Consider the following 20,970-nt stretch of genomic DNA (forward strand, 5'->3'; position numbering starts at 1 on the left):
GGAATAACAACAAAAGGCGGTCAGCCATGTTCAAGTTCAAACACTCCAAAGTACGTCAGGCGGGATTAATCCTCTTTACCACTGCGCTGTTATTGATCGTGCCTAACCTGAACAGGTTGTTCGGCTGATCTGACACGCTTTCGGTCAGTGTGTAACTGTGCCACTCTTTCCACTCGACTGAAGGAGACGCGCCTATGCGCCAATGGATTGCTGTTTTTGCACTTGTCAGCAGCTTCGCAGCCCACGCGGGCATGGTAGATCAGGCTGCAGCGGTGGCTGCGCTCAAGGAAGGCAAACTGGCGATGGATGTACGCAGCCAGACCGACTATGACGCTGGCACGGTATTGAATGCAGTACGGGTCGATGACCGGCGGCTGGTCAATCAGATGAAGCAGGTGCTCAACGACCGCAATGCGGTTTTCGTTATTTTCAGCAGCACCGACAGCAAAGCCGACAAGGCTCAGGAAAAGCTCAGGGCGGCGGGCTATTTCAGCGTCATCAATGGCGGTAATTACGAAGAGCTGCACAACGCGCTCTACAGCACCACCGACGACCCTGCCGAATAAGCAATGGCCGGAGTTTGAATTCCGGCCATTTCAGTGAAGCGCAGGTCAGTGCGTTAAAGCTACTGATGCTGCGCCTGGACCTGCACGCGGGTTTTCACTTTTGGCGTACCGGTCATGGGTGAAACCACGACCTTGGCGTGCATCTGCTCAGACCCGCCACCCCGGCGCATGCCGCGCACCGGGCAAGCATCCAGATAGTCCAGCCCTACCGCCAGCTTCAAATGGCGCTCAGGAATGGCCAGCTGGTTGGTGACATCAAAACTGTACCAGGCGTCATCTATCCAGGCTTCGGCCCAGGCGTGGCTGGATAAATGTTCGCTGTCTTCGCTGCACAGGTAACCGGATACATAACGTGCCGGCACCCCAAGACTGCGGGCGCAGGCCAAGAAGGCGTGGGTATGGTCCTGACAGACTCCCGAGCGTCCGGCGAAGGCTTGGGCGGCACTGGTGTCGACTTCGGTCGCACCCTGCGTGTAAGTCATGTGCTGGTTAAGCGCCTGCATCAGGTCGATCAATGCGCTACGGTCAGCGCGCTTGCGACATTCCCTGGCTGCGAAACTGCGAATCGCTTCGTCAGGCTCGGTCAGTCGCGTCACGCGCAAAAACGGTAATGCCGACTGGCTTTCGTGCTCGGCCTCGCGGGTTTCGTCGATTTCCACCTGCCCGCGCGCGCCGATGATGATCGCTTCGTGCGGCTCTTCCAGGCTCAGGACGTGCAGGATATTGCCAAAGGGGTCGATCTGCGCACGCACCGGACGTGGCAACGTCAGCTGCCAGCTGAGCACTTGCTGGCGCTCACTGTCGTGAGGCGTTAGACGCAGATACTGGATACTCGAGCGCACCTGGTCATCGTAGTGATAGGTGGTCTCATGGCTTATCGAAAGTCTCATGCAGCCTCCAGGTACGAAGTGTGAATGGCATCACCCAGTTGGGCCAGCATTGGAATGAATTCGTTCAACCACTCATGCAGGCCCTCATCCAGAATCTCGTCGATACTGGTGTAGCGCAATCTTGCATCCATCTCGGCGGCCATGCGCTGCGCAGGTCGGCCATTGACGCCGGGCAGACTGGCCAGAATGACGTCCATTTCCTCCAGACAGGCGCGCAACGAGCGCGGAATGTCGGCACGCAGCAGCAACAGTTCGGCAACCTGACGCGCGCCTGGCGCATCCCGATAGACTTCAGTGTAAGCCTCGAACGAGGACAGTGCGCGCAGCAAGGCGCTCCACTGGTAATAACCGGCCGCCGAGTTGTCCGCCGCGGCGTTGGCCTGTGGCCCACGCAGTTCGAGCATCTCATAGCGGGCGTCGAGCATGCGCATGGTGTTGTCAGCGCGCTCGATGAACGTTCCCAGACGAATGAAACGGAACGCATCGTTACGCATGATGGTGCCGTAGGTCGCACCACGGAACAGGTGCGAACGCTCCTTGACCCACTCGCAAAAGCGACTCATGCCGTAACGGGTCAGACCCTGTTGAGCAATGCCGCGAATTTCCAGCCAGGTGGAGTTGATGTTCTCCCACATGTCGGCAGTGATACGCCCACGCACGGCATGCGCACTGGCCCTTGCGGCACCCAGGCAGCTGTAGATGCTGGCCGGGTTGGTCGCGTCCAGCGCGAAAAAATGCAGCATGCGCTCGGCATGCAGTTCACCATGACGCTCGATGTAGGTTTCCAGCGTTCCGGTAATCAGCAACGGCATGGCTATTTCATCCAGCCCGTCGCCCCGCCCGTCCTGCGGCATCAGCGACAGCGAATAGCTCACGTCCAGCATTCGGGCGAGGTTCTCCGCTCGCTCCAGGTAACGCGACATCCAGAAAAGATCAGAGGCAGTTCTACTTAACATTGGCAGGCATCCTTAATCCTCGACCACCCAGGTGTCTTTGGTTCCGCCACCCTGTGACGAATTGACCACCAGTGAGCCTTCACGCAAGGCCACTCGGGTAAGCCCGCCAGGTACGACGCGGGTTTCGCGACCGGACAGAACAAAGGGGCGCAGATCGATATGTCGCGGTGCTATGCCATTTTCGACAAAGGTCGGACAAGTCGACAGGCACAAGGTGGGTTGGGCGATGTACGCATGCGGCTTGGCCTTGAGGCGCGCCCGGAAGGCTTCGATCTCGGCGGCGGTCGCTGCAGGGCCGACCAGCATGCCGTAGCCCCCGGAGCCCTGGGTTTCCTTGACGACCAGGTCGCCGAGGTTAGCCAGCACATGTGACAGCTCTTCCGGCTTGCGGCACTGCCAGGTCGGCACGTTCTTGAGAATTGGCTCTTCGTCCAGATAGAAACGAATCATGTCGGTGACGTAGGGGTAAACCGACTTGTCATCGGCAACGCCGGTACCAATGGCATTGGCCAGAACCACATTGCCGGAGCGATACGCGGCCAGAAGTCCTGGAACGCCCAGCATGGAATCAGGGTTGAACGCCAGCGGATCAAGGAATGCATCGTCAAGCCGACGGTAGATAACATCGACAGCCTTGGGACCGTCGGTGGTACGCATGAACACGCGGTCGTCGCGGACAAACAGATCGGCACCTTCAACCAACTCGACCCCCATCTCGCGAGCCAGAAACGCATGCTCGAAAAAGGCGCTGTTGAAACGCCCGGGCGTCAGTACCACGACACTCGGGTTGTCCAGATGGCTGGAACTCTTGAGCGTGTCGAGCAACAGATTCGGATAGTGATCGATCGGTGCAATGCGCTGGGCCGAGAACAGCTCGGGGAACAAACGCATCATCATCTTGCGGTCTTCGAGCATGTAGCTCACGCCGCTCGGGGTTCGCAGGTTGTCCTCCAGCACGTAATACGTGCCATCACCGTCGCGCACCAGATCGACGCCGGAAATGTGCGAATACAAATCGCGGTGCAGGTTCAGGCCCTGCATCGCCAACTGATATTGCTCGTTGGCCAGCACCTGTTCGGCAGGAATTATCCCGGCCTTGATAATCCGCTGGTCGTGATAAAGATCCGCCAGAAACATGTTCAGCGCCTTTACGCGCTGGATACAGCCACGCTCGACAACACGCCATTCGCTGGCGGGAATGCTGCGCGGGATGGTATCGAAGGGGATAAGCCGCTCGGTGCCCTGCTCATCACCATAGAGTGTGAACGTGATCCCGGCGCGGTGAAACAGCAGATCGGCCTCGCGCCTGCGTTGAGCCAAAAGCTCGGGAGGCGTATCACCCAGCCAGCGGGCGAACTCCCGATAGTGCGGACGGACTACGCCGCCCGCATCGTACATCTCGTCATAAAAGGTGCGGATCATGCCGTACTCCTTGTCACCATGGACACCAAGACCATCGCAAAGCCCGTGCCACCGGCATAAACGCTTTGATTTCAAAAGGTTAGGTAAACACTCGACGTTCTACGCACCATTCCTGTGCACTAAACGCCCAAGCCGATTATTTCGCGCCTCATTCGGAAGCGTCATTCAACCGTGAAATCTATGATCAGCATAGTCAGAGTTGATTTCCGCCAACAACATTAGTTCGCCACACTCCACAGCAACCGAGCAAACAGGGCACCAAACGCCGTTTTTGCGCTAACCGTTATTTTGTCCAGCAGGCGAAGAACGCGTGCGGATTTTAAACAGACTTCCCTTTGCGCCACTCATTTGAGTGGCTTTTTTTTGACCACTGTTTATGAGCGCGAAGCAAAAACAGAACCGGCCGATCCAGAACGTATCCCGAATCAGCCGGTAATGTGTTGCCTGACAATCAAAAGCCGTCAAGCGTGCAGTCTTCTGATCTCCTGAGTAACACCCCAACCTTCGACCTCACCGTCCATGGGCGAAATCACCATCTGAAAGTCCTGCTCGAAATCACCGATACCGTCATAAGTGGCGTACATCACTTTGCTCAACTGCAAGTGCCAGTTACCGTCATCACGTACGTTTACCTGAGTATTGAGGGATTCACCGCGAAATTGCTCTGCAGCCTGCCGTGCCCGCTCCTCATCCGGGAAGATGGCGTAAAACTCGATGGGATAGATTCGCGCGAAATCAAAACCGCCTTCTTTCATGCGGCGCAGTACGTTACTGCTGATGTCCTCTTGATAGGCTGTGCTCATGAAACGTCCTCCTATGCAACGATAGATAGAGTTTCAACTCTTCCAGAGCGACCGCCGAATCATCGGGGGCCGCCGCACGACAGATAATCCGGCGTGGGGAATCAAGCATGTAGCTGACCAGACCAGGCTTGGCACAGGTCGGGTATCGAGATGTCAGAGGCCGTTTGAACAGCCTCATCTGCAGAGTAGACCCATCGTGGGCAGGATGCCAAGTGGTTGCCACGAAAAGCTTTTTGAATCACCGCAGGTCAGGCAACTTCTGTAATGGAAATGATCCGCACACTGTTATGGTCTTTAAGCGTTTTAACCGTAGGCTCGTCGGTGCGCCCGTCAAGATCATTGAGATCCAGCTCATCGGTGACTGGATACAGGTCCTTGCGCAGGAAACGCGCGGCCTCCTCCTCACTGGGACGCTCGTCAAAACCAGCCTCACGGAGTTGCTGCACACCATCCTTGTCCAGATACGAAATGGCCCACTGTTTCATCAATGCCTCCAGAACGAAGCCAGGCACTCTGGCTTATGTGATAAGGACCTTTTGGCCCTCGCATTCGTTCCAACGAATTACGCCGGACAGCCCGCGATGACGGGCAAAACAAAAGGCCCTCGCAATGGATGCCGAGGGCCTTTTGTGTGCTGCTGATCCGACTTGCCGGGTACCCGGACAAGTCAGTCATGGTCAGTTACGGTTCTTGCTGGCCTCGACACCGGCCGTGTTGTCCAGAAGGCTCTTGGTGGCGGTCTGCAGGAAGCTTTCCAGCTTGCGCTTGAGCTCCTGAGTGTCAGGTGCATCAGGCACTTCTTCGGCAGACGGCTTGGCACCCAGTGTGTAGGTCAACAGCTTGGCCGGCATTTCTGTCGGCTCGATCAGAATGCGGTTGCCGCTGATGATCGCGACCACCTGCTCACTGCCCGACGGCTTGATCACGCCAAAACCCTTGTCGCCTTCCGGCAGGTTCAGCAGATCGCGGCCCCAGCACTGGTTGCGGTTCAGGCCACCCAGACGACCCATGATGGTTGGCACGACGTCAACCTGCGTGCCAACAATGCTGCTGCGCTGGCCGAATTTCTCTTGTACACCAGGCCCGATCAGTAGCAATGGCACGTTGAAACGCCCCAGGTCCATTTCAGTCAACTGCTTGTCATTGCCGAAACCGTGGTCGCCCAGCACCACGAACAGGGTGTTCTTGTAGTAAGGCTCTTTTTTGGCCTTCTCGAAGAACTGGCCCAGCGCCCAGTCGGCATAACGCATGGCGGTCAAATGCTCATCCAGCGAGCCGTGTCCGGTCACACGCTCGACCGGCAGCGGGTCCGGCAACGCATACGGCGTGTGGTTGGAAAGGGTCTGCAGCAGCGCATAGAACGGCTTGCCGTCCTGACGGGCTTTGAGCTCCTGGGCGCCACGGTCGAACATGTCCTGGTCGGAAACGCCCCAGGTCGGATCGGAGAACACCGGATTGACGAAGTCCTCGCGACCAACAAAGTTGGTCATGCCCTGGTTGCTGAAGAAGCCCGACTGGTTGTCCCAGGCGAAGTTGCCGTTATAGACATAGACGTCATCGTAGTTGCGACCCGCGCTCAGCAATTGCGGAAGGCCCGACAGCTTATGGCTGCCCTCTGGCGTCTGCATCAGGTACTCAAAACCCGGCAGGTTCGGGAAGCACGCCATGGTGGCGAACATGCCCTGATGGGTGTGGGTGCCGTTGGAGAAGAAGTGGTCGAACAACAGACCCTCTTTCGACAGCTTGTCGAAATACGGCGTGATGTTGGCATCGTTGCCCAGCGCCCCTACCGAGTGACCGGCGAAGCTTTCCATCAGGATCACGACCACGTTGCGGATCGGCAAGGTGTTCTCTGCCGGTGGCGTGAAGTCACGACGCACAGCGGCAATATCGGGTTCCACCAGCTTGTCATGCGAGGTCAGCAGCATGTCGCGCACCGTCTGCTGCGCCTCGGCCTGTGGCAGCGTCGCCTTCCAGATGTTGTCGCGATCTTCGGACATACGGCTCTTGGCCGCCGTAATCAGGGTCAGTGTGCCGTTCAGGCCCAGCTGGTTGGCGAAGTTGGAGTCGGTGGTGTAAGCGTCACCCCAACGCAGCGGTGGGCCCTGGCGCAGGGTGCCACGGATGCACACCACCATAACCAGCAATACCAGCACGAAAACGCCAACACGCATGTACCACGGCGCAACTGTACTGACCGTCTGGGTGCCCTTCGTCGTTACGAGGCGTGGCCGCGTCAGGCGGTCGATGCCCTTGAACACCAGGCTCAACAGCCAGGTCACGATTGCCCAGGCGAGCAGGTAGCGAACCACCGGAAAGCCATACCAGAGCATGCTCAGGACAGTCTTGGGGTCTTCCTTGACATATTGAAACACCAGACCGTTCAGGCGCTGGTGAAACTCACGGTAGAAGTCCATTTCCATCAAGCCGAAGAACAGCGTGATGCTGCCGACCAAGGTCAGCCAGAACCGGAAAAACCCGCGTGCAGCCATGGCCCGGGCGCTGAACAGCGACAGCACCAGCGGAATGAGCAGATACATGGTCAGGCGCAGGTCGAAGCGCGTGCCGTTAAACAGTGCTTCAAGGAATGTCGAGGCTGGCGTGTCGCCAATCATCTCGCGGTTGTAGACCAGCAGACCGATACGCAACAGCGTGTACATCACCATCAAAGCGAAACCGCTGAGCAGGATGTAAGCCAGATGCGATTTGACAGTCGGGTTCAGCAGGCGGGCTTGCCGATGAATCTGGGCGTCCGTTTTAGCCATGGTTGTCAGGATCCGGTGGATTCAGGGGTAGGTTCAGGGTGCAGCACCGCCCTTCACCAAGGGCGGGCGGCGTACGACAGGGCGCAGATATTACTTGATTGCGGGTCACCAGGGGCCGGGGCGGCCCATGAATACGCGTGCCTGTTCAGCTTCGCGCGCAATTCTGGGAAAGAAAGTGTGAAATTTCTGTCGCCAGTTGCGCGCTTCAACGCCTCTCAGGCGGCGTTAGGGCTGACCCGGCCGCTAACGTCAGATCTATTGATCAGTCGTTGCTGGCCTTGCTCACAGCCTGCAGTACGTACTGCGGCAAGGCGAATGCGCCAATGTGAACTTCCGGGTTGTAATAGCGCGTAACAATACCGCTGCCCATGAAGCGCTGACGCAGGGTTTCCAGTGGCAGTTTGCGGTAGCTCTTGTCAGTGGCGCCCCAGGCAAAAGTCATTGCACCGCCGATGTAGGTCGGGATGGCGGCCTGATAGAAATGCCAATCGGCAAACAGGCCATTCATGCGTCCTGCAGTGGTCTGCACACCGCTCAGTTGCATGAAGGGCGTACCGTTCTGGGTAACCAGAATGCCGCCCTCGTTCAGGCAGCGATGACAGGCCTGATAAAAGTTCTCCGAAAACAGCACTTCGCCCGGACCGATAGGATCAGTGGAGTCGGAGATGATCACGTCGAACTTCTCTTCGGTCGTCGCGACAAAGCGCATGCCGTCGTCGATGACCAGGTTCAAGCGCGAATCGTCAAAAGCGCCACTGGAGTGATTGGGCAGGAACTCCTTGCACATCTCGACCACCGTGGCGTCGATCTCGACCATGGTGATGTGCTCGACGGTCAGGTGCTTGGCGACTTCGCGCAGCATGCCGCCATCGCCGCCGCCAATGATCAGTACACGTTTGGCAGCGCCGTGGGCCAGAATCGGCACGTGAGTGAGCATTTCGTGATAGATGAACTCATCCGCCTCGGTGGTCTGGATCACGCCGTCCAGCGCCATGACGCGGCCCATGCGCGGGTTCTGGAAGATCACCAGATGCTGGTGTTCGGTACGCACTTCGTGCAGCATTTTTTCCATACGAAAGCGCTGGCCGTAGCCTTCGTACAACGTTTCCTGATAATCGCTCATGGGTAAGCTCCCGCTGGGTACTGATGACAGGACGGCCGACCGCCCACAACAAAGGCGCGCATTCTACGTCGAGGAACATGACAGGTCGAACCTCTGTGCAGCGTCTTGCTTGCAAATGCCCTGGCCCATGAACGAAAAACGCCTGATTACCCAGGGTAATCAAGCGTTCGCTGCCAACCTTCCGGCGTGTCAGATTCGCACGTTGCCGCGCGGTCCGAGGATTGCCCAGATGATCAGGCCCACAACAGGCAACAGCACGATCAACAATACCCAGAGAATTTTCTTGCCGGTCTCGGCGCCGCTTTTCAAGACATTGATGATGGCCCAGATATCGAGCGCCAGAATGATCAAGCCGACCAGGCCGTTGAAACTAGAACCCATGGTGTTGCCCCTAATTGAATGCTTACCTTCCTAGGATAGTTGCGCCGTTCGGGGGTTCCGTTGAACCAACCTTATATTCTCAGGCTCCCAACGGGGGTCGACTTCGCATTTCATTCATTATCGCTTTCACCCTCACACAGGTAGCCGTCTTCATGCCAACGCCCGCACAACCCCGAACGCCTTGGGCGACATGGTTTAACCATCTTCAGGGCAGCCCGCTGGTGAGCCTGGGTTTCGCCCTTGCTCTGCTGATCGTCGTCGGCCTCGGCGGCATCAGTCTTTACAACGCCTTCTATGGCACTAGCCAGGTCAACTTCAATCATGCACTGCTGGGCGGTACGGCCGGCTTCCTGGCGACGGCGCTGGGTGCAGTCATGGCGGTCGCCCTGCGCAACGTTTCGCAACGCGCTCAAGACATCATGCTCGGTTTTGCTGCCGGCATGATGCTGGCTGCCAGCTCGTTCTCGCTGATACTGCCAGGGCTGGAGGCCGCCCGGGGCATAACCGACAGCGGCCCTTGGGCCGCTGCGACGGTGGTGACCGGTCTGGGCCTGGGTGTGCTGTTGATGCTTGGGCTGGACAAGTTCACCCCGCACGAGCATGAAAGCGTGGGCCGTCAGGGTCCTCATTCAGAGCGAATCAGCCGGGTCTGGCTGTTTGTCCTGGCGATTACCCTGCATAACCTGCCGGAGGGCATGGCGATAGGTGTGAGCTTCGCCAGCGGCGACATGAACGTCGGCCTGCCGTTGACTACTGCCATTGCTATTCAGGACATCCCTGAGGGCCTGGCCATTGCGCTGGCCCTGCGTGCTACCGGGCTGTCGGCATTCAAGGCAATGCTGGTGGCCATCGGTTCAGGACTCATGGAGCCGCTGGGCGCGCTGGTGGGCCTGGGTATTTCCAGCGGGTTTGCCATCGCCTACCCGCTCAGCATGGGGCTGGCGGCAGGTGCGATGATCTTCGTGGTGTCCCATGAAGTCATCCCGGAAACCCACCGCAACGGCCATCAGACCTCGGCGACGCTCGGCCTGATGGGCGGCTTCGCGGTAATGATGTTTCTCGACACGGCGCTGGGTTAACCGCGCAATGCCTGCAAAGCGGGTGCGGCATGGATGCCGGCCAACGCCGCCAGTTCAAGCACCCGCGCCTCGTCACGGCCGTACACCAGCACCGCCTGCAGTTCGTCATCCAGCGGCTGGCTGAAGTTCATCAGCACATAGCCGCCCATGTCCTTGTTCATGCTGCTCAATTGAATCTGAATCCGGTTGAGCGCTACCAGTGGTTCGACCTTGGCCAATTGTTTCGGCTTGATGTTGAACGTCACGTCCTTGCCGAATGACTGCACGATCTGCTCGAACAGGTCCATATAACTGTCGGCCTGAAACAGCACGGTTTCCGGCAGACTGCCCACCACCACCCATTCGCCCAGCGGAATCGGAAAGGTGTCGTCGTAGTTGATATCAGGATTGGCGGCCAGAAAAGCCTGAGGGTCGGCATACGCCTGCGCGGCTTCATCGGCAATACGCACGATTTCGTCGTCGCCCATGCAGCCGGAGCTGACTTTGCTGATTAATTCGACCAGTGAGTCTTTCATGGGAGCGATCCTGATAACGGGCAAAAAAAGAGGCGCGAAGGATAACGGTAAATCCATCGCGCCTCTATGTGTTCATGCCCTGAAGGCACTCAGCATCAGGACCGGGCCGGCTGCACACCCAGTTTGATCAGTTGATCAATGGTGACAGTCGCACCCATTGCCTGAGCGGCACCCAGTGCCGTGATGCCCTTGGCATCAGTGGCATGCGGGTCCGCGCCCTGACTGATCAGGTAATCGACTATCTCGTTGCGATTGAACATGGCCGCCATCATCAACGCAGTACGACCATCGGCAGAGGAGCCGTCAACGTCTGCACCGGCCTCGACCAGCAGCCTCACCACCGCCAGATCGCCCTTGAACGCGGCACCGGCGATAGGGCTCTGACCATTGTCGTTGCGAATTTCCGGATCGGCCTTGTGATCAAGCAGCACCCGGACCGCATCCGCATGACAGTGATAACTGGCCAGCATCAGCAGCGTGTCGCCCTTGTGGTTGCGCAAGTCTGCAGGCAGGCCCTTTTCAAGCAGACGCTCCAACATGACTGCATTTCCCTGGCGAGCCACATCGAATACCTGCTCGGCGAACTCGGCGGCTTCGTCTTCAGTCATGGTTTGCGAAGCGCTGATATTTGTATCGGTCATTAACTACTCCTTGGCGCACGGTACTCCGGGCATGCGTTGACCCGGCGTCGATACACACACTGACCTCAAGTCTCGCCAGCTGTTCGATCAGCATGGATATGGATGCGCAATACCTGCTCCTGATCACCGCAAGCCATGCAATCCCCCTTCTGCCCGATACCCATCGTGCAGGAAACGGCAAAATGCAGGGCGCACGAAGGGTGTTCATGCAAAATGCACGAAGCCTTAAAATAGACAATATTTCAAGTTATTGATTTTAAAGGATTTATTTTAAGTCAAAGACTGGCACAGACACTGCAATAGTACTTCCAAGCTTATTATCCCATGAGCAATGGAGCCGCCTGACATGACTTTTATTCAAGAAAAATTCGCTTCCGTATTCTCCGACTACACCGTTACCACCCAGCCACGTCCTGATGGTGGTGTTCTGTTGTCACTGCGTACTCACGATGGCAAGCAGATCCGTCGCTCCGTGTCTTATGCTCAGTTGCACACTCCGGTCCAGCTGGAATGGGTAATCAGTGCTATCCGCCGCGACCTCGCTGCACAAGCCAGCGAGTTGCCAGCTATTTCGATGCTGCAAAGTCAGCACCGCTTCGACCTGCCGACTTACCACACCCGTTGATTTTCCCGCCGCCTTGACAGGCGGCACCCGCTGTACGCTCTCATCCCTTGTTTGCCGCGATTACACCTTGTTCTCGCGGCTTTTTTTTGCCCGCGTTTTCAGGTGTCGATTACCTGATCAAACCCCGGCAAAGCGCTTCGCCTACCGCCTGCGCCCTATTGGCGACACCGAGCTTGGAATAGATGGTCTTGAGGTGATACTTCACCGTCGACTCCGACACGTCGCGGATCATTGAGATCTCCCAGGCAGTTTTTCCATCCCTGGCCCACTGCAGTACCTCCAGTTCCCGATGGGTCAAACCGCGAGAGCAGAACTTCAAACCCCGCGCAACGCTGTGCAGCACCGGCATGAGACTGCTCATGAGGTATTTTTGTTCAGCGGAGATCGCTCGCCCCACTTCACCCAGCGTACAAACCGACGTCACGCTGTCGGCACCACGGCAATGGTTCATGTAACCGTAGGAAATGGCCGGAAGCAGTTCGCACGTATCGACGATTTCTTCGTAACACGCTGACACCGGATACTGTCTGAATGCATCCTGCCAGTTCACAAATCCGAACTGATTGCGATAACAGCGGATGACCGGATCCTGGGTGATGAACTCGCGCTGGCGGTAAGCCTTGCCCCAGGCATCATCGACATTGCAGGTAATGAACGTCAGCAGCACCGGCCCTTTGAACTGATAGAACATCGCCCGCTCACTGTTGCATTCGCGCCTTAGCCATTCGAGGGCATTCTCGATAGCGGTCTGGCCATCGAGTTCGCTGATCGTGCTCACCATCTGCTGTATCAATAAGTCCCTGCTTGCGCTTTCTGTAATGGCACTGCACATCGCTGCCGCTCCTTATGCGCCCGTGAATCGGTACAGGTGTTGTCCGTGACTCAGGGGACGATGGGCGCAGAACTTACACGAATAATCGCGTTGAAGAATGACGAGCAGAACAAACAGACTCAACGCACTTTCAGGTAGGCAACGTCCCACTCAAAAACAGGACGCTCCAGACAGAAAATAGCGTGCAAGCCTTGCGGCGGGCAGATTTTCATACCGCGGCATCAGGACAATGCCGCGCACGACAGGCTGATGTCGTTTAGAACGAAGCAGGGTCAATGAGCGCGAAACTGCTCACATATCTGTGACCCGCAAGCACCCCGCCGTCACGCGCCAGACCGCAGGTGACCATGCCAGCGGCCTGCGCTGCGTCGAGCTCTTCGACGATATCCGAGAGGAACAGAATGTGCTCGGCAGGACACTCGATTGCCTGCGCAATCGTCCGGTAGGACTGCGCTTCGCGCTTGGGGCCGGACGTCGTATCGAAGTAACCACTGAACAGACCGGACAGATCGCCCGCCTCGGAACAGCCGAAAATCAATTGCTGAGCCTGAATTGAGCCCGAGGAATAAACGTAAAGCCTGTAGCCCTGTTGATGCCAGTGTTTCAAGGCATCGACAGCATCCGGGTAAACATGGCCCTTGAGCTGTCCGGCGTTATAGCCCTGCTCCCAGACCATGCCCTGCAACGCCTTGAGCGGCGTGGCCTTGCGGTCTTCGGCAATCCATTCCAGCAGTATTGCAATAACCCGCTCGACATCGGCATCAGGCTCGCCGGCCTCGCTGCGTACCGCTTGCAGCTGCGACGCCACTGCCGGTTGTCCGGCGTTTTGCCGAGCAAACCCGGGCAGGTGCTTTTTGGCAAACGGAAACAGCACGTCGAAAACAAAACTCACTGCGCTGGTGGTGCCTTCAATATCCGTGAGGATAGCTTTGATGGGCATCAGAATCGGGCTCCTGTCAGTCTTCCAGCCGTGGAAAACGGCCAGCAATGTCTTCACCGGTAAAATTCGCCACCCAGCCTTCCGGATTGTTGAACAGGCGGATGGCAACGAAATGCGGGTTTTCGCCCATATCGAACCAGTGCCGGGCGCCGGCCGGTACGGAAATCAGGTCGTTCTTTTCGCACAGCACGGCGTATACGTAGTCGTCGATGTGCAATGTGAACAAGCCCCGCCCGGCTACGAAAAAGCGCACTTCGTCCTCGCCATGCCGATGCTCTTCAAGAAATTTGGCGCGCAATTCGGCTTTCTGCGGGTGGTCACTGTTGAGGCTGATGACGTCCACGGTGACATAACCATGCTCGGTCATCAGCTTGTCGATCTGGGTACGATAGGCGCTGATCACTTCTTCCTGGCTGGCACCGGGGGTAATCGGCGCTGCCGCTTCCCAGCGGTCGAACGCCACGCCGTGCTCGGCCAGCGTCGAAGCAATATCTTCCAGATGGGTCAGCACCTTGTTGGGCGTGTCAGGGCTTGAAACGTGATAAACGGACAGGCTGCTCATGGCATGAATCCTCGGTTTGGGGCACCACCTTCCGGCTTTTACAGGCAGGTCAGGCTTACAGGCTGGTTTTAATACGACGTTTTCAACGGTTCAATACCGCGCGCATTTTAAGTTCGCATTCAAACAGAAACTCGAACGCTTCGATCTGGCGCAAGGCGTCGCTCATTTTTGCCCCCCAGGTGTAGAGACCGTGACCGCGGATCAGGTAACCAGCGCACTCGGGATGGGCGTCCAGCCAAGGCTGCACCTTTGCGGCGAGACGGGCAATATCCTGATCGTTGTCGAAAATCGGTACCACGACCTGCGACTGATGAGTGACCACGCCGTGAAAGGCCTTTTGCAGCTCGTAATCCTCGAACACCAGATGATCGGCGGCAGTCAGCCTCGACAGCACCGTCGCATTCACCGAGTGGGTGTGCAGCACCGCGCCGACCTGTGGCCTGCTGCTGTACAACTGGGTGTGCAGCAAGGTTTCAGCAGACGGCTTTTTCCCGGGCTCCAGGCTGTTGCCTGCCATATCGGTAGCCAGCACATCGTCAGGACCCAACTGGCCCTTGTGCCTGCCCGATACGGTCAGCAGCGCCTCGGTGGCTGAAAGACGCGCGGAGTAATTGCTGCTGGTGGCAGGCGACCAGCCGCGGCCATACAGGAAGCGCCCGGCCTCGATTATTTCCACGCTAAGTTGTTCGCGGCTCATACACCTTCCTCTTTCTTGGGTGTGATAATCATGATGGCTGCGGCAAAGGCTACAAGGCTGGCAATGGCAAACGTCCAGGCTGGCCCCAGCGCGTTCCAGCTGTAACCGGAATACAGAGCGCCCAACGCGCCACCCACGCCGGACAACGCGGCATACAGTGCCTGCCCCTGTCCTTGCTGACGCGGGCCAAAGCTACTTTGCACGAAATGAATGGCAGCGGCGTGAAAGCTGCCGAACGTGGCGGCGTGCATCACCTGGGCAATCAGCAGCGCGGTCAGGTGATCGGCAAACAGTCCCAGCAGCAGCCAGCGCAATGCGGCCAGCAGAAAACTGGCGAACAGTACCTGGCGCACGGAGAAACGCTGCAGAATCCGGCTCATGACCATGAACATCAGCACTTCAGCCACCACACCGACCGCCCATAGCAGGCCGATCAGGCCACGGCTGTAACCGAGCGCTTCGAGGTGCAAGGTCAAAAAGGTGTAATACGGCCCATGGCTGAGCACCATCAGCGCGACACTGAGGTAGAACGCCAAGACACCAGGACGCGCCAGTTGCCTGAGAAAGCCGCCCGACACGGTTTCACGGCTCGACGGTGAGGGATGCGCATTCGGCACCCACCAGCTGCTGACAACGATACCGGCCATGATCGCCAGCGCGATGTAAGGAAACAGATCCAGACTGAACCATTCGAACACCCGTCCCAGCACCACGACCGCCAGAATGAAACCGATCGAGCCCCACAGCCGGATCTGGCTGTAACGCGAGGTCTGGCCTTGCAGGTGCGCGAGGGTGATGACTTCGAACTGCGGCAGGATGGCATGCCAGAAGAACGCATAGAACGCCATGACCATCGCCAGCCAGGCATAGCTTTTTTCGAACAGAATCAGCGAAAACGCCAACAATGTGCAGATGGCACCAGACCGCACAATGGTCAGACGCCAACCAGTGTGATCACCCAGCCACCCCCAGAGATTGGGCGCAACGCAGCGCATCAGCATAGGGATGGCGATCAGTTCGCCTATGCGTGAGCTGGAAAAACCCAAGTGATGAAGATAAAGGGCCATGAACGGCGCAGACAGGCCGAGCAAAGCGAAATAGCACACGTAGAACCCGGACAGCCGCCAGTAAGGAAGCTGTCCGCCGGATGTTTGCGTCACGCTAGCAGTCCGCGACCGTGACAGCGCGCATTACAACTGTCCCAGCACAGGCGTGTTGACGCTGACATCGGCGTTCTGACCGCGATGACGCAGCAGATGATCAAGCAACACGATGGCCATCATCGCCTCGGCAATTGGCGTGGCGCGAATGCCGACACACGGGTCGTGCCGGCCTTTGGTGATGACGTCAGCCGCGTTGCCATCGGTATCGATCGAACGCCCCGGCGTGGTGATGCTGGAGGTTGGTTTGAGCGCCAGATGCGCAATGATCGGCTGGCCGGAGGAAATGCCGCCAAGAATGCCGCCCGCCTGATTGGACAGGAAACCCTGTGGGGTCATCTCGTCGCGGTGCTCGGTGCCGCGCTGTGCAACGCAGTCGAAACCGGCACCGATCTCCACGCCCTTGACCGCATTGATGCTCATCAGCGCGTGTGCCAGCTCGGCGTCCAGACGATCAAAGATCGGCTCGCCGAGGCCGGGCATTACGCCTTCGGCCACTACCGTTATTTTCGCCCCGACCGAGTCCTGATCACGTCGCAGCTGGTCCATGTAGGCTTCCAGTTCCAGCACCTTGTCAGGGTCGGGGCAGAAAAACGCGTTGTCTTCGACCGAATCCCAGGTCTTGAACGGGATCTGGATCGGGCCCAGCTGGCTCATGTAGCCGCGAATGACGATGCCCTGGGTTGCCAGGTATTTCTTGGCAATCGCCCCCGCTGCCACGCGCATGGCGGTTTCCCGTGCCGAACTGCGGCCGCCGCCGCGGTAATCGCGAATACCGTACTTGTGGTGGTAGGTGTAATCGGCATGGGCCGGACGGAACAGGTCCTTGATGGCCGAATAGTCCTTGGACTTCTGGTCTGTGTTGCGGATCAGCAGGCCTATGGAGGCACCGGTGGTTTTGCCCTCGAAGACGCCAGACAGGATCTCGACCTCATCGGCCTCCTGACGCTGCGTGGTATGACGGCTGGTGCCTGGCTTGCGCCGGTCCAGATCACGCTGCAGGTCTTGCAGGTCCAGCTCCAGCCCCGGCGGGCAGCCGTCGACGATAGCGACCAGCGCCGGGCCGTGGCTTTCGCCGGCAGTGGTGACAGTGAACAGCTTGCCGAAAGTGTTGCCGGACATGCGGGCGCTCCGAAAAATCAGCCAAAAAACCAGATCGTTAAACCAAGCGCGCCAGTATACGCAGGCTCGCGGTTCAGTTCATCCTCGAACCTTCTGTCACGCCGCGCGTCCAAGCGAGACTCTCCCCATGATGGCCTTGCGATGTTATCCGGTAATTCCCTGCTTCGAGTACCAAACGCGCTGCGTCTGCTGGCCCTGCCGATAACATTGACCCTGAGCCTAATCGCCGGAACAGCCAGTGCTGCGGCGCCCAGCGTGGTGCAGCGGCCGATCACGGTGGATACCGAAAACGGCAAACTGTACGGCACTCTGCTGATGCCCCGTTCGGACAAACCGGTCCCGGTGGTGCTGATCATCGCCGGTTCCGGCCCCACCGACCGCGACGGCAACAACCCTGAGGGTGGACGCAACGACAGCATGAAACGCCTGGCGGTGGTTCTGGCTAAAAACAATATCGCCAGCGTGCGCTACGACAAACGCGGCGTCGCAGCCAGCAAGGCAGTCACGCCGGATGAACGCAACCTGAGCGTCGAGCGCTACGTGGCCGATGTTCAACTCTGGGCCAGAGCGCTCAAAGCCAACCCGCGCCTTGGCCAGCTGATTCTTCTGGGCCACAGCGAGGGTGCGCTGGTGGCGACGCTGGCGGCTGAAAAAGTGGGTGCAGCGGCGCTGATTTCCGTGGCGGGCACCGGACGGCCTGTCGATCAGGTGCTGCGCGAACAATTTCAGGAGCGCTTGCCACCGGATCTGCTGCAACGCAGCAATCAGTTGCTCGATGAACTGAAGGCGGGCAAGACCGACGACAACGTGCCCGCCGAGCTGGAAGTGGTATTTCGCCCCAGTGTCCAGCCGTATCTGATCTCGCTGTTTCGCCAGGACCCCGCCGCAGCCTTCGCTGCGGTGCACATCCCGGCGCTGATCGTTCAGGGGCGCAACGACATTCAGGTGGGCGTGGGCGATGCCCTGCTGCTGCAAAAAGCCAGACCGGATGCTGAACTGGCCCTGATCGACGGAATGAATCATGTGCTGCGTATCGTGCCAGACGACTTACAGCAGCAGTTGTTGTCCTACCGCAACCCGACCCAGCCGCTGGCCAGTGAAGTGACCAAGCGGATCCTGGCCTTCATCAAGGCCCTGCCCCAACCAGGAAAAAAATCTGACGTCAGATAATTGCAAACCCTTCAGTCTTCGGATATCTGGCCGATAGCGGTTTGCTGGCTTCTTGTTCCGTTGCAAGTATCCCGGTGCAAGGCCCAGGAAAGGACACCATTATGACTGACGCGAATATCATGACTGAAACCACTGCAGCACCCGAAAGCGTAGAAGCCGAGGTTCAGGCACCGCCGCAGCCGTGGGAAGACGTTCTGCCCGAGAACTTTCAGATGTTGCGTCTGGCACCACAGCCTACCGACCGCGCCACCGGCGGACGGCCCTTGCGTTTTGTGCAGTTTGGTCGTGCCGAGCGGCACAGCAAGGAATTGAGCCTGCTGCGCATCAATGTGCAGCTGCCAGGCCAACGGGTCCGCAAGGAGCAGAACAATCTGGATGTCTGGGCCGATCACGAAAAGCGCACTGTGCGCTTCGGTCCCGAATCAGGCTTGCAGATTGAGCCGTGGAACCGCGGCATCGGTCGTTTCATGATCGCCCATGCCGTGCATTGGGCGCAGAAAAGATGGTCATCCTACAAGATTGAAGGCGTAGCGCTGGCGAGCAAGGACGGCCTGAACGAAGACACACGCCTGCGTCGTGACCACTTTCTGCGCACCTTGGGTTTTGAAGTAGCGTACGCCGATGCCCAGCACATGAAAGGCACCATCAAGGACGTACACGTCGGCAACCTGCACAGCACCTGGAACAACGACAAGGTGCAGATCATCGAAATTCTCGAAGCCTCGCAAATGCTGGAAAAGGCCGAGAAGAACCTGATCGAACAGGAAGTGACCATTCGCCAGCACGAGGACCGGGTCGGCAAGTACAAGCGCGAGGACGCCGGTCTGCGCTTCACGATTGCCTGCCTGGTGACCTTCGCGGTGTTTCAGGCGGGACTGTTGATCTGGATCGCGACCCACCGATAAAAAAAGGAGCTGATCTCAGCTCCCCCTTCTCTCGGTCTTCCCTATCAAACCTTCGACTGGAACAACGCCTGATGGTTGCGGCACTGTTCTGCTGTGAGCATGAACACCCCGTGACCGCCGCGCTGGAAATCCAGCCAGGCGAAATCGACTTCCGGGTACAGTGCCTGCACGTGCACCTGGCTGTTGCCTACTTCGACGATCAGCAAGCCTTTCTCGTTCAGATGATCGGCTGCCTGGGCGAGCATACGGCGTACCAGGTTCAGACCATCGCTGCCACAGGCCAGCGCCAGCTCAGGCTCATGCTGATACTCGTCGGGCATGTCGGCAAAGTCTTCGGCGTCCACATAGGGCGGGTTGGACACGATCAGGTCGAAGCGCTGCCCCGGCAAACCGTCGAACCCGTCGCCCTGCACGGTGTAGACGCGATCCTCCATGCCGTGACGCTCGATGTTCTGGTTAGCCACCTCCAGTGCGTCGTAGGACAAGTCGGCCAAGGCCACCTCAGCTTCGGGAAACACCTCGGCACAAGCGATACCGATGCAACCGGAGCCGGTGCACAAGTCCAGAATCCGGGCTGGTTCGTTGGCCAGCCAGGGCGCGAAACGCTCTTCGATCAGTTCGGCAATAGGTGAACGCGGGATCAATACACGATCATCGACAATGAACGACATACCGCAGAACCAGGCTTCGCCCAGCAAATATGGCGTTGGCACACGGTCATCGATTCGGCGTTTGATCAGGCGTTGCAGTTCGGATATTTCGTCGACTTCCAGGCGGCAATCCAGGTAGCTGTCGGCGATTTCCCAAGGCAGATGCAATGCGCCCAGCACCAACTGCCGCGCTTCATCCCAGGCATTGTCGGTGCCATGACCGAAAAATACGTCTTCCTCGTGAAAGCGGCTGACGGCCCACCGTATATGGTCGCGCACGGTACGCAAACGGGAAGTGATCATGGACAAACTCCTTGGAAAGACGACGAGCTGCTGTAAGACGAGCCACGGTGAAAAGTCTGGTTCCGAACAATGCACATTCTTCGTACCCGATAGGCATGGAAGTTTCCATGATTCGCGTACTGCCATCAAGGCAAACCGCCAGCCACCCCCACCGCCAACTGCCCTGCAGGCCATAAAAACCGTGGCCTGCGATGGTTGCCATTCCCAGAACGCCTCAGCCAGAGGACAATGTCACAAAAGCCCCACACCAAGGAGCCCGTGAATGTCCGATTTAAAGACCATGTTCCAACTCAGCGGCCGGGTGCATGCGCCCGCCAATTTGAGCAATGCGACGCTGATCATCATCGATGCCCAGAAAGAGTACCTCAGCGGCCCGCTGGCCCTGACCGGCGTCGACGAAGCCCTGGCCAACATCTGCCAATTGGTCGAGAAGGCCCGTGCGGTCAAGTGCCCGATTGTTCATATTCGCCATCTGGGCACTGTGGGCGGCCTGTTCGACCCACAGGGCGAGCGCGGTCAACTGGTGCCGGAGCTGTTGCCGAAGGACGACGAACATCTGGTCGAAAAACGCCTGCCCAACGCTTTCAACGGCACCGGGCTGCATGATCTTCTGCAAAAGCTGGGTCATCTGGACCTGATCGTCTGCGGCTTCATGAGCCACTCGAGCATCAGCACCACGGTTCGCGCTACCAAGGACTATGGTTATCGCTGCACACTGGTCGACGATGCCTGCGCAACCCGCGACTTGCCGAGCCCGCACGGCGTCGTCAGCGCGCAGGTGGTGCATAGAACCGAGATGGCGATCATGGCCGACAACTTCGCCACACTGGCGCTGACCAAAGACCTGATCTGATCTGCGCCGG

Annotated in this window: 23 protein-coding genes; 6 read left to right on the top strand and 17 right to left on the bottom strand. The window is 58.2% G+C overall.

Annotation, left to right across the window (positions count from 1 at the left end; translation table 11 throughout):
* The first annotated feature begins 194 nt into the window (after positions 1–194).
* Complete coding sequence (locus RYB66_RS03640; protein WP_002552861.1) at positions 195–566, top strand: rhodanese-like domain-containing protein; 372 nt, start codon at positions 195–197, stop codon at positions 564–566.
* Between the two features lie 59 nt (positions 567–625).
* Here RYB66_RS03640 and RYB66_RS03645 read toward each other — a convergent pair whose 3' ends face one another.
* The 8 genes from RYB66_RS03645 to RYB66_RS03680 all read right to left on the bottom strand — a co-directional run bounded on the left by RYB66_RS03645 (position 626) and on the right by RYB66_RS03680 (position 8,906).
* Positions 626–1,456: a transglutaminase domain-containing protein gene (locus tag RYB66_RS03645; protein ID WP_002552860.1), complete on the bottom strand. Its 831-nt coding sequence runs from the start codon at positions 1,454–1,456 to the stop codon at positions 626–628.
* Positions 1,453–2,412, bottom strand: coding sequence for an alpha-E domain-containing protein (locus tag RYB66_RS03650; protein ID WP_003378609.1), 960 nt, complete (start codon positions 2,410–2,412; stop codon positions 1,453–1,455). Before RYB66_RS03650 ends, RYB66_RS03645 begins: the two co-directional genes overlap by 4 nt.
* A 12-nt stretch (positions 2,413–2,424) precedes the next feature.
* Complete coding sequence (locus RYB66_RS03655; RefSeq protein ID WP_002552858.1) at positions 2,425–3,834, bottom strand: circularly permuted type 2 ATP-grasp protein; 1,410 nt, start codon at positions 3,832–3,834, stop codon at positions 2,425–2,427.
* A 461-nt stretch (positions 3,835–4,295) separates the two neighbouring features.
* On the bottom strand, positions 4,296–4,637 hold the full coding sequence (locus RYB66_RS03660; protein ID WP_002552857.1) for a ribonuclease E inhibitor RraB: 342 nt from the start codon (positions 4,635–4,637) through the stop codon (positions 4,296–4,298).
* Between the two features lie 248 nt (positions 4,638–4,885).
* Positions 4,886–5,122, bottom strand: a complete 237-nt coding sequence (locus tag RYB66_RS03665) for a hypothetical protein (protein WP_002552856.1) — start codon at positions 5,120–5,122, stop codon at positions 4,886–4,888.
* 192 nt (positions 5,123–5,314) lie between these two features.
* On the bottom strand, positions 5,315–7,402 hold the full coding sequence (locus RYB66_RS03670) for an LTA synthase family protein (RefSeq protein ID WP_005782986.1): 2,088 nt from the start codon (positions 7,400–7,402) through the stop codon (positions 5,315–5,317).
* Between the two features lie 262 nt (positions 7,403–7,664).
* On the bottom strand, positions 7,665–8,525 hold the full coding sequence (speE, locus tag RYB66_RS03675; protein ID WP_005731500.1) for a polyamine aminopropyltransferase: 861 nt from the start codon (positions 8,523–8,525) through the stop codon (positions 7,665–7,667).
* 189 nt (positions 8,526–8,714) lie between these two features.
* Positions 8,715–8,906 (bottom strand): PLDc N-terminal domain-containing protein, encoded by a 192-nt coding sequence (locus tag RYB66_RS03680; RefSeq protein WP_002552853.1) that lies wholly within the window; start codon positions 8,904–8,906, stop codon positions 8,715–8,717.
* Positions 8,907–9,058: 152 nt separating this feature from the next.
* Here RYB66_RS03680 and RYB66_RS03685 point away from each other — a divergent pair, with 152 nt between their 5' ends.
* Positions 9,059–9,985, top strand: coding sequence for a ZIP family metal transporter (locus RYB66_RS03685; RefSeq protein ID WP_004665830.1), 927 nt, complete (start codon positions 9,059–9,061; stop codon positions 9,983–9,985).
* On the opposite strand, the gene RYB66_RS03690 is transcribed toward RYB66_RS03685, so the two are convergent.
* Positions 9,982–10,500, bottom strand: coding sequence for a hypothetical protein (locus RYB66_RS03690; protein WP_004658449.1), 519 nt, complete (start codon positions 10,498–10,500; stop codon positions 9,982–9,984). The two genes, RYB66_RS03685 and RYB66_RS03690, sit on opposite strands and share 4 nt — an antisense overlap.
* Before the next feature lie 95 nt (positions 10,501–10,595).
* The gene (locus RYB66_RS03695) at positions 10,596–11,141 is read right to left on the bottom strand and encodes an ankyrin repeat domain-containing protein (RefSeq protein ID WP_316891966.1); all 546 of its coding nucleotides are present in this window, start codon (positions 11,139–11,141) and stop codon (positions 10,596–10,598) included.
* A gap of 346 nt (positions 11,142–11,487) precedes the next feature.
* On the opposite strand from RYB66_RS03695, the gene RYB66_RS03700 reads away from it, so the two are divergent.
* Positions 11,488–11,766, top strand: coding sequence for a DUF3509 domain-containing protein (locus tag RYB66_RS03700; protein ID WP_002552849.1), 279 nt, complete (start codon positions 11,488–11,490; stop codon positions 11,764–11,766).
* Between the two features lie 109 nt (positions 11,767–11,875).
* Here RYB66_RS03700 and RYB66_RS03705 read toward each other — a convergent pair whose 3' ends face one another.
* The 6 genes from RYB66_RS03705 to aroC all read right to left on the bottom strand — a co-directional run bounded on the left by RYB66_RS03705 (position 11,876) and on the right by aroC (position 17,079).
* On the bottom strand, positions 11,876–12,598 hold the full coding sequence (locus RYB66_RS03705) for a helix-turn-helix transcriptional regulator (protein WP_316891967.1): 723 nt from the start codon (positions 12,596–12,598) through the stop codon (positions 11,876–11,878).
* Positions 12,599–12,854: 256 nt separating this feature from the next.
* A complete protein-coding gene (gene mtnC / locus RYB66_RS03710; RefSeq protein ID WP_316891968.1) occupies positions 12,855–13,538 on the bottom strand; it encodes an acireductone synthase in 684 nt (227 codons plus the stop codon).
* Positions 13,539–13,554: 16 nt separating this feature from the next.
* The gene (locus tag RYB66_RS03715; protein ID WP_316891969.1) at positions 13,555–14,100 is read right to left on the bottom strand and encodes an acireductone dioxygenase; all 546 of its coding nucleotides are present in this window, start codon (positions 14,098–14,100) and stop codon (positions 13,555–13,557) included.
* A gap of 82 nt (positions 14,101–14,182) precedes the next feature.
* Positions 14,183–14,797, bottom strand: a complete 615-nt coding sequence (locus RYB66_RS03720; RefSeq protein WP_005731490.1) for a methylthioribulose 1-phosphate dehydratase — start codon at positions 14,795–14,797, stop codon at positions 14,183–14,185.
* The gene (locus RYB66_RS03725; protein WP_010197160.1) at positions 14,794–15,957 is read right to left on the bottom strand and encodes an MFS transporter; all 1,164 of its coding nucleotides are present in this window, start codon (positions 15,955–15,957) and stop codon (positions 14,794–14,796) included. Before RYB66_RS03725 ends, RYB66_RS03720 begins: the two co-directional genes overlap by 4 nt.
* A 30-nt stretch (positions 15,958–15,987) precedes the next feature.
* Positions 15,988–17,079 carry a chorismate synthase gene (gene aroC, locus RYB66_RS03730; protein ID WP_316891970.1) on the bottom strand — a complete coding sequence of 364 codons (1,092 nt, stop codon included), beginning with the start codon at positions 17,077–17,079 and terminating at the stop codon, positions 15,988–15,990.
* A gap of 141 nt (positions 17,080–17,220) precedes the next feature.
* On the opposite strand from aroC, the gene RYB66_RS03735 reads away from it, so the two are divergent.
* Together RYB66_RS03735 and RYB66_RS03740 are read left to right on the top strand one after the other, a co-directional pair.
* On the top strand, positions 17,221–18,249 hold the full coding sequence (locus RYB66_RS03735; RefSeq protein WP_002552842.1) for an alpha/beta hydrolase: 1,029 nt from the start codon (positions 17,221–17,223) through the stop codon (positions 18,247–18,249).
* Between the two features lie 101 nt (positions 18,250–18,350).
* Positions 18,351–19,154 (top strand): hypothetical protein, encoded by an 804-nt coding sequence (locus RYB66_RS03740; protein ID WP_004665837.1) that lies wholly within the window; start codon positions 18,351–18,353, stop codon positions 19,152–19,154.
* 44 nt (positions 19,155–19,198) lie between these two features.
* Here the strand turns inward: RYB66_RS03740 and prmB are convergent, their stop codons facing one another.
* Positions 19,199–20,107 (bottom strand): 50S ribosomal protein L3 N(5)-glutamine methyltransferase, encoded by a 909-nt coding sequence (gene prmB, locus RYB66_RS03745; protein ID WP_002552840.1) that lies wholly within the window; start codon positions 20,105–20,107, stop codon positions 19,199–19,201.
* A 262-nt stretch (positions 20,108–20,369) separates the two neighbouring features.
* Between prmB and RYB66_RS03750 the strand changes: the two genes are divergently transcribed.
* Positions 20,370–20,960 (top strand): cysteine hydrolase family protein, encoded by a 591-nt coding sequence (locus RYB66_RS03750; protein ID WP_002552839.1) that lies wholly within the window; start codon positions 20,370–20,372, stop codon positions 20,958–20,960.
* Positions 20,961–20,970: the final 10 nt, after the last annotated feature.

Source organism: Pseudomonas syringae group sp. 243L2, from assembly GCF_032587875.1.
In the GTDB taxonomy this organism is placed as follows: domain Bacteria; phylum Pseudomonadota; class Gammaproteobacteria; order Pseudomonadales; family Pseudomonadaceae; genus Aquipseudomonas; species Aquipseudomonas amygdali.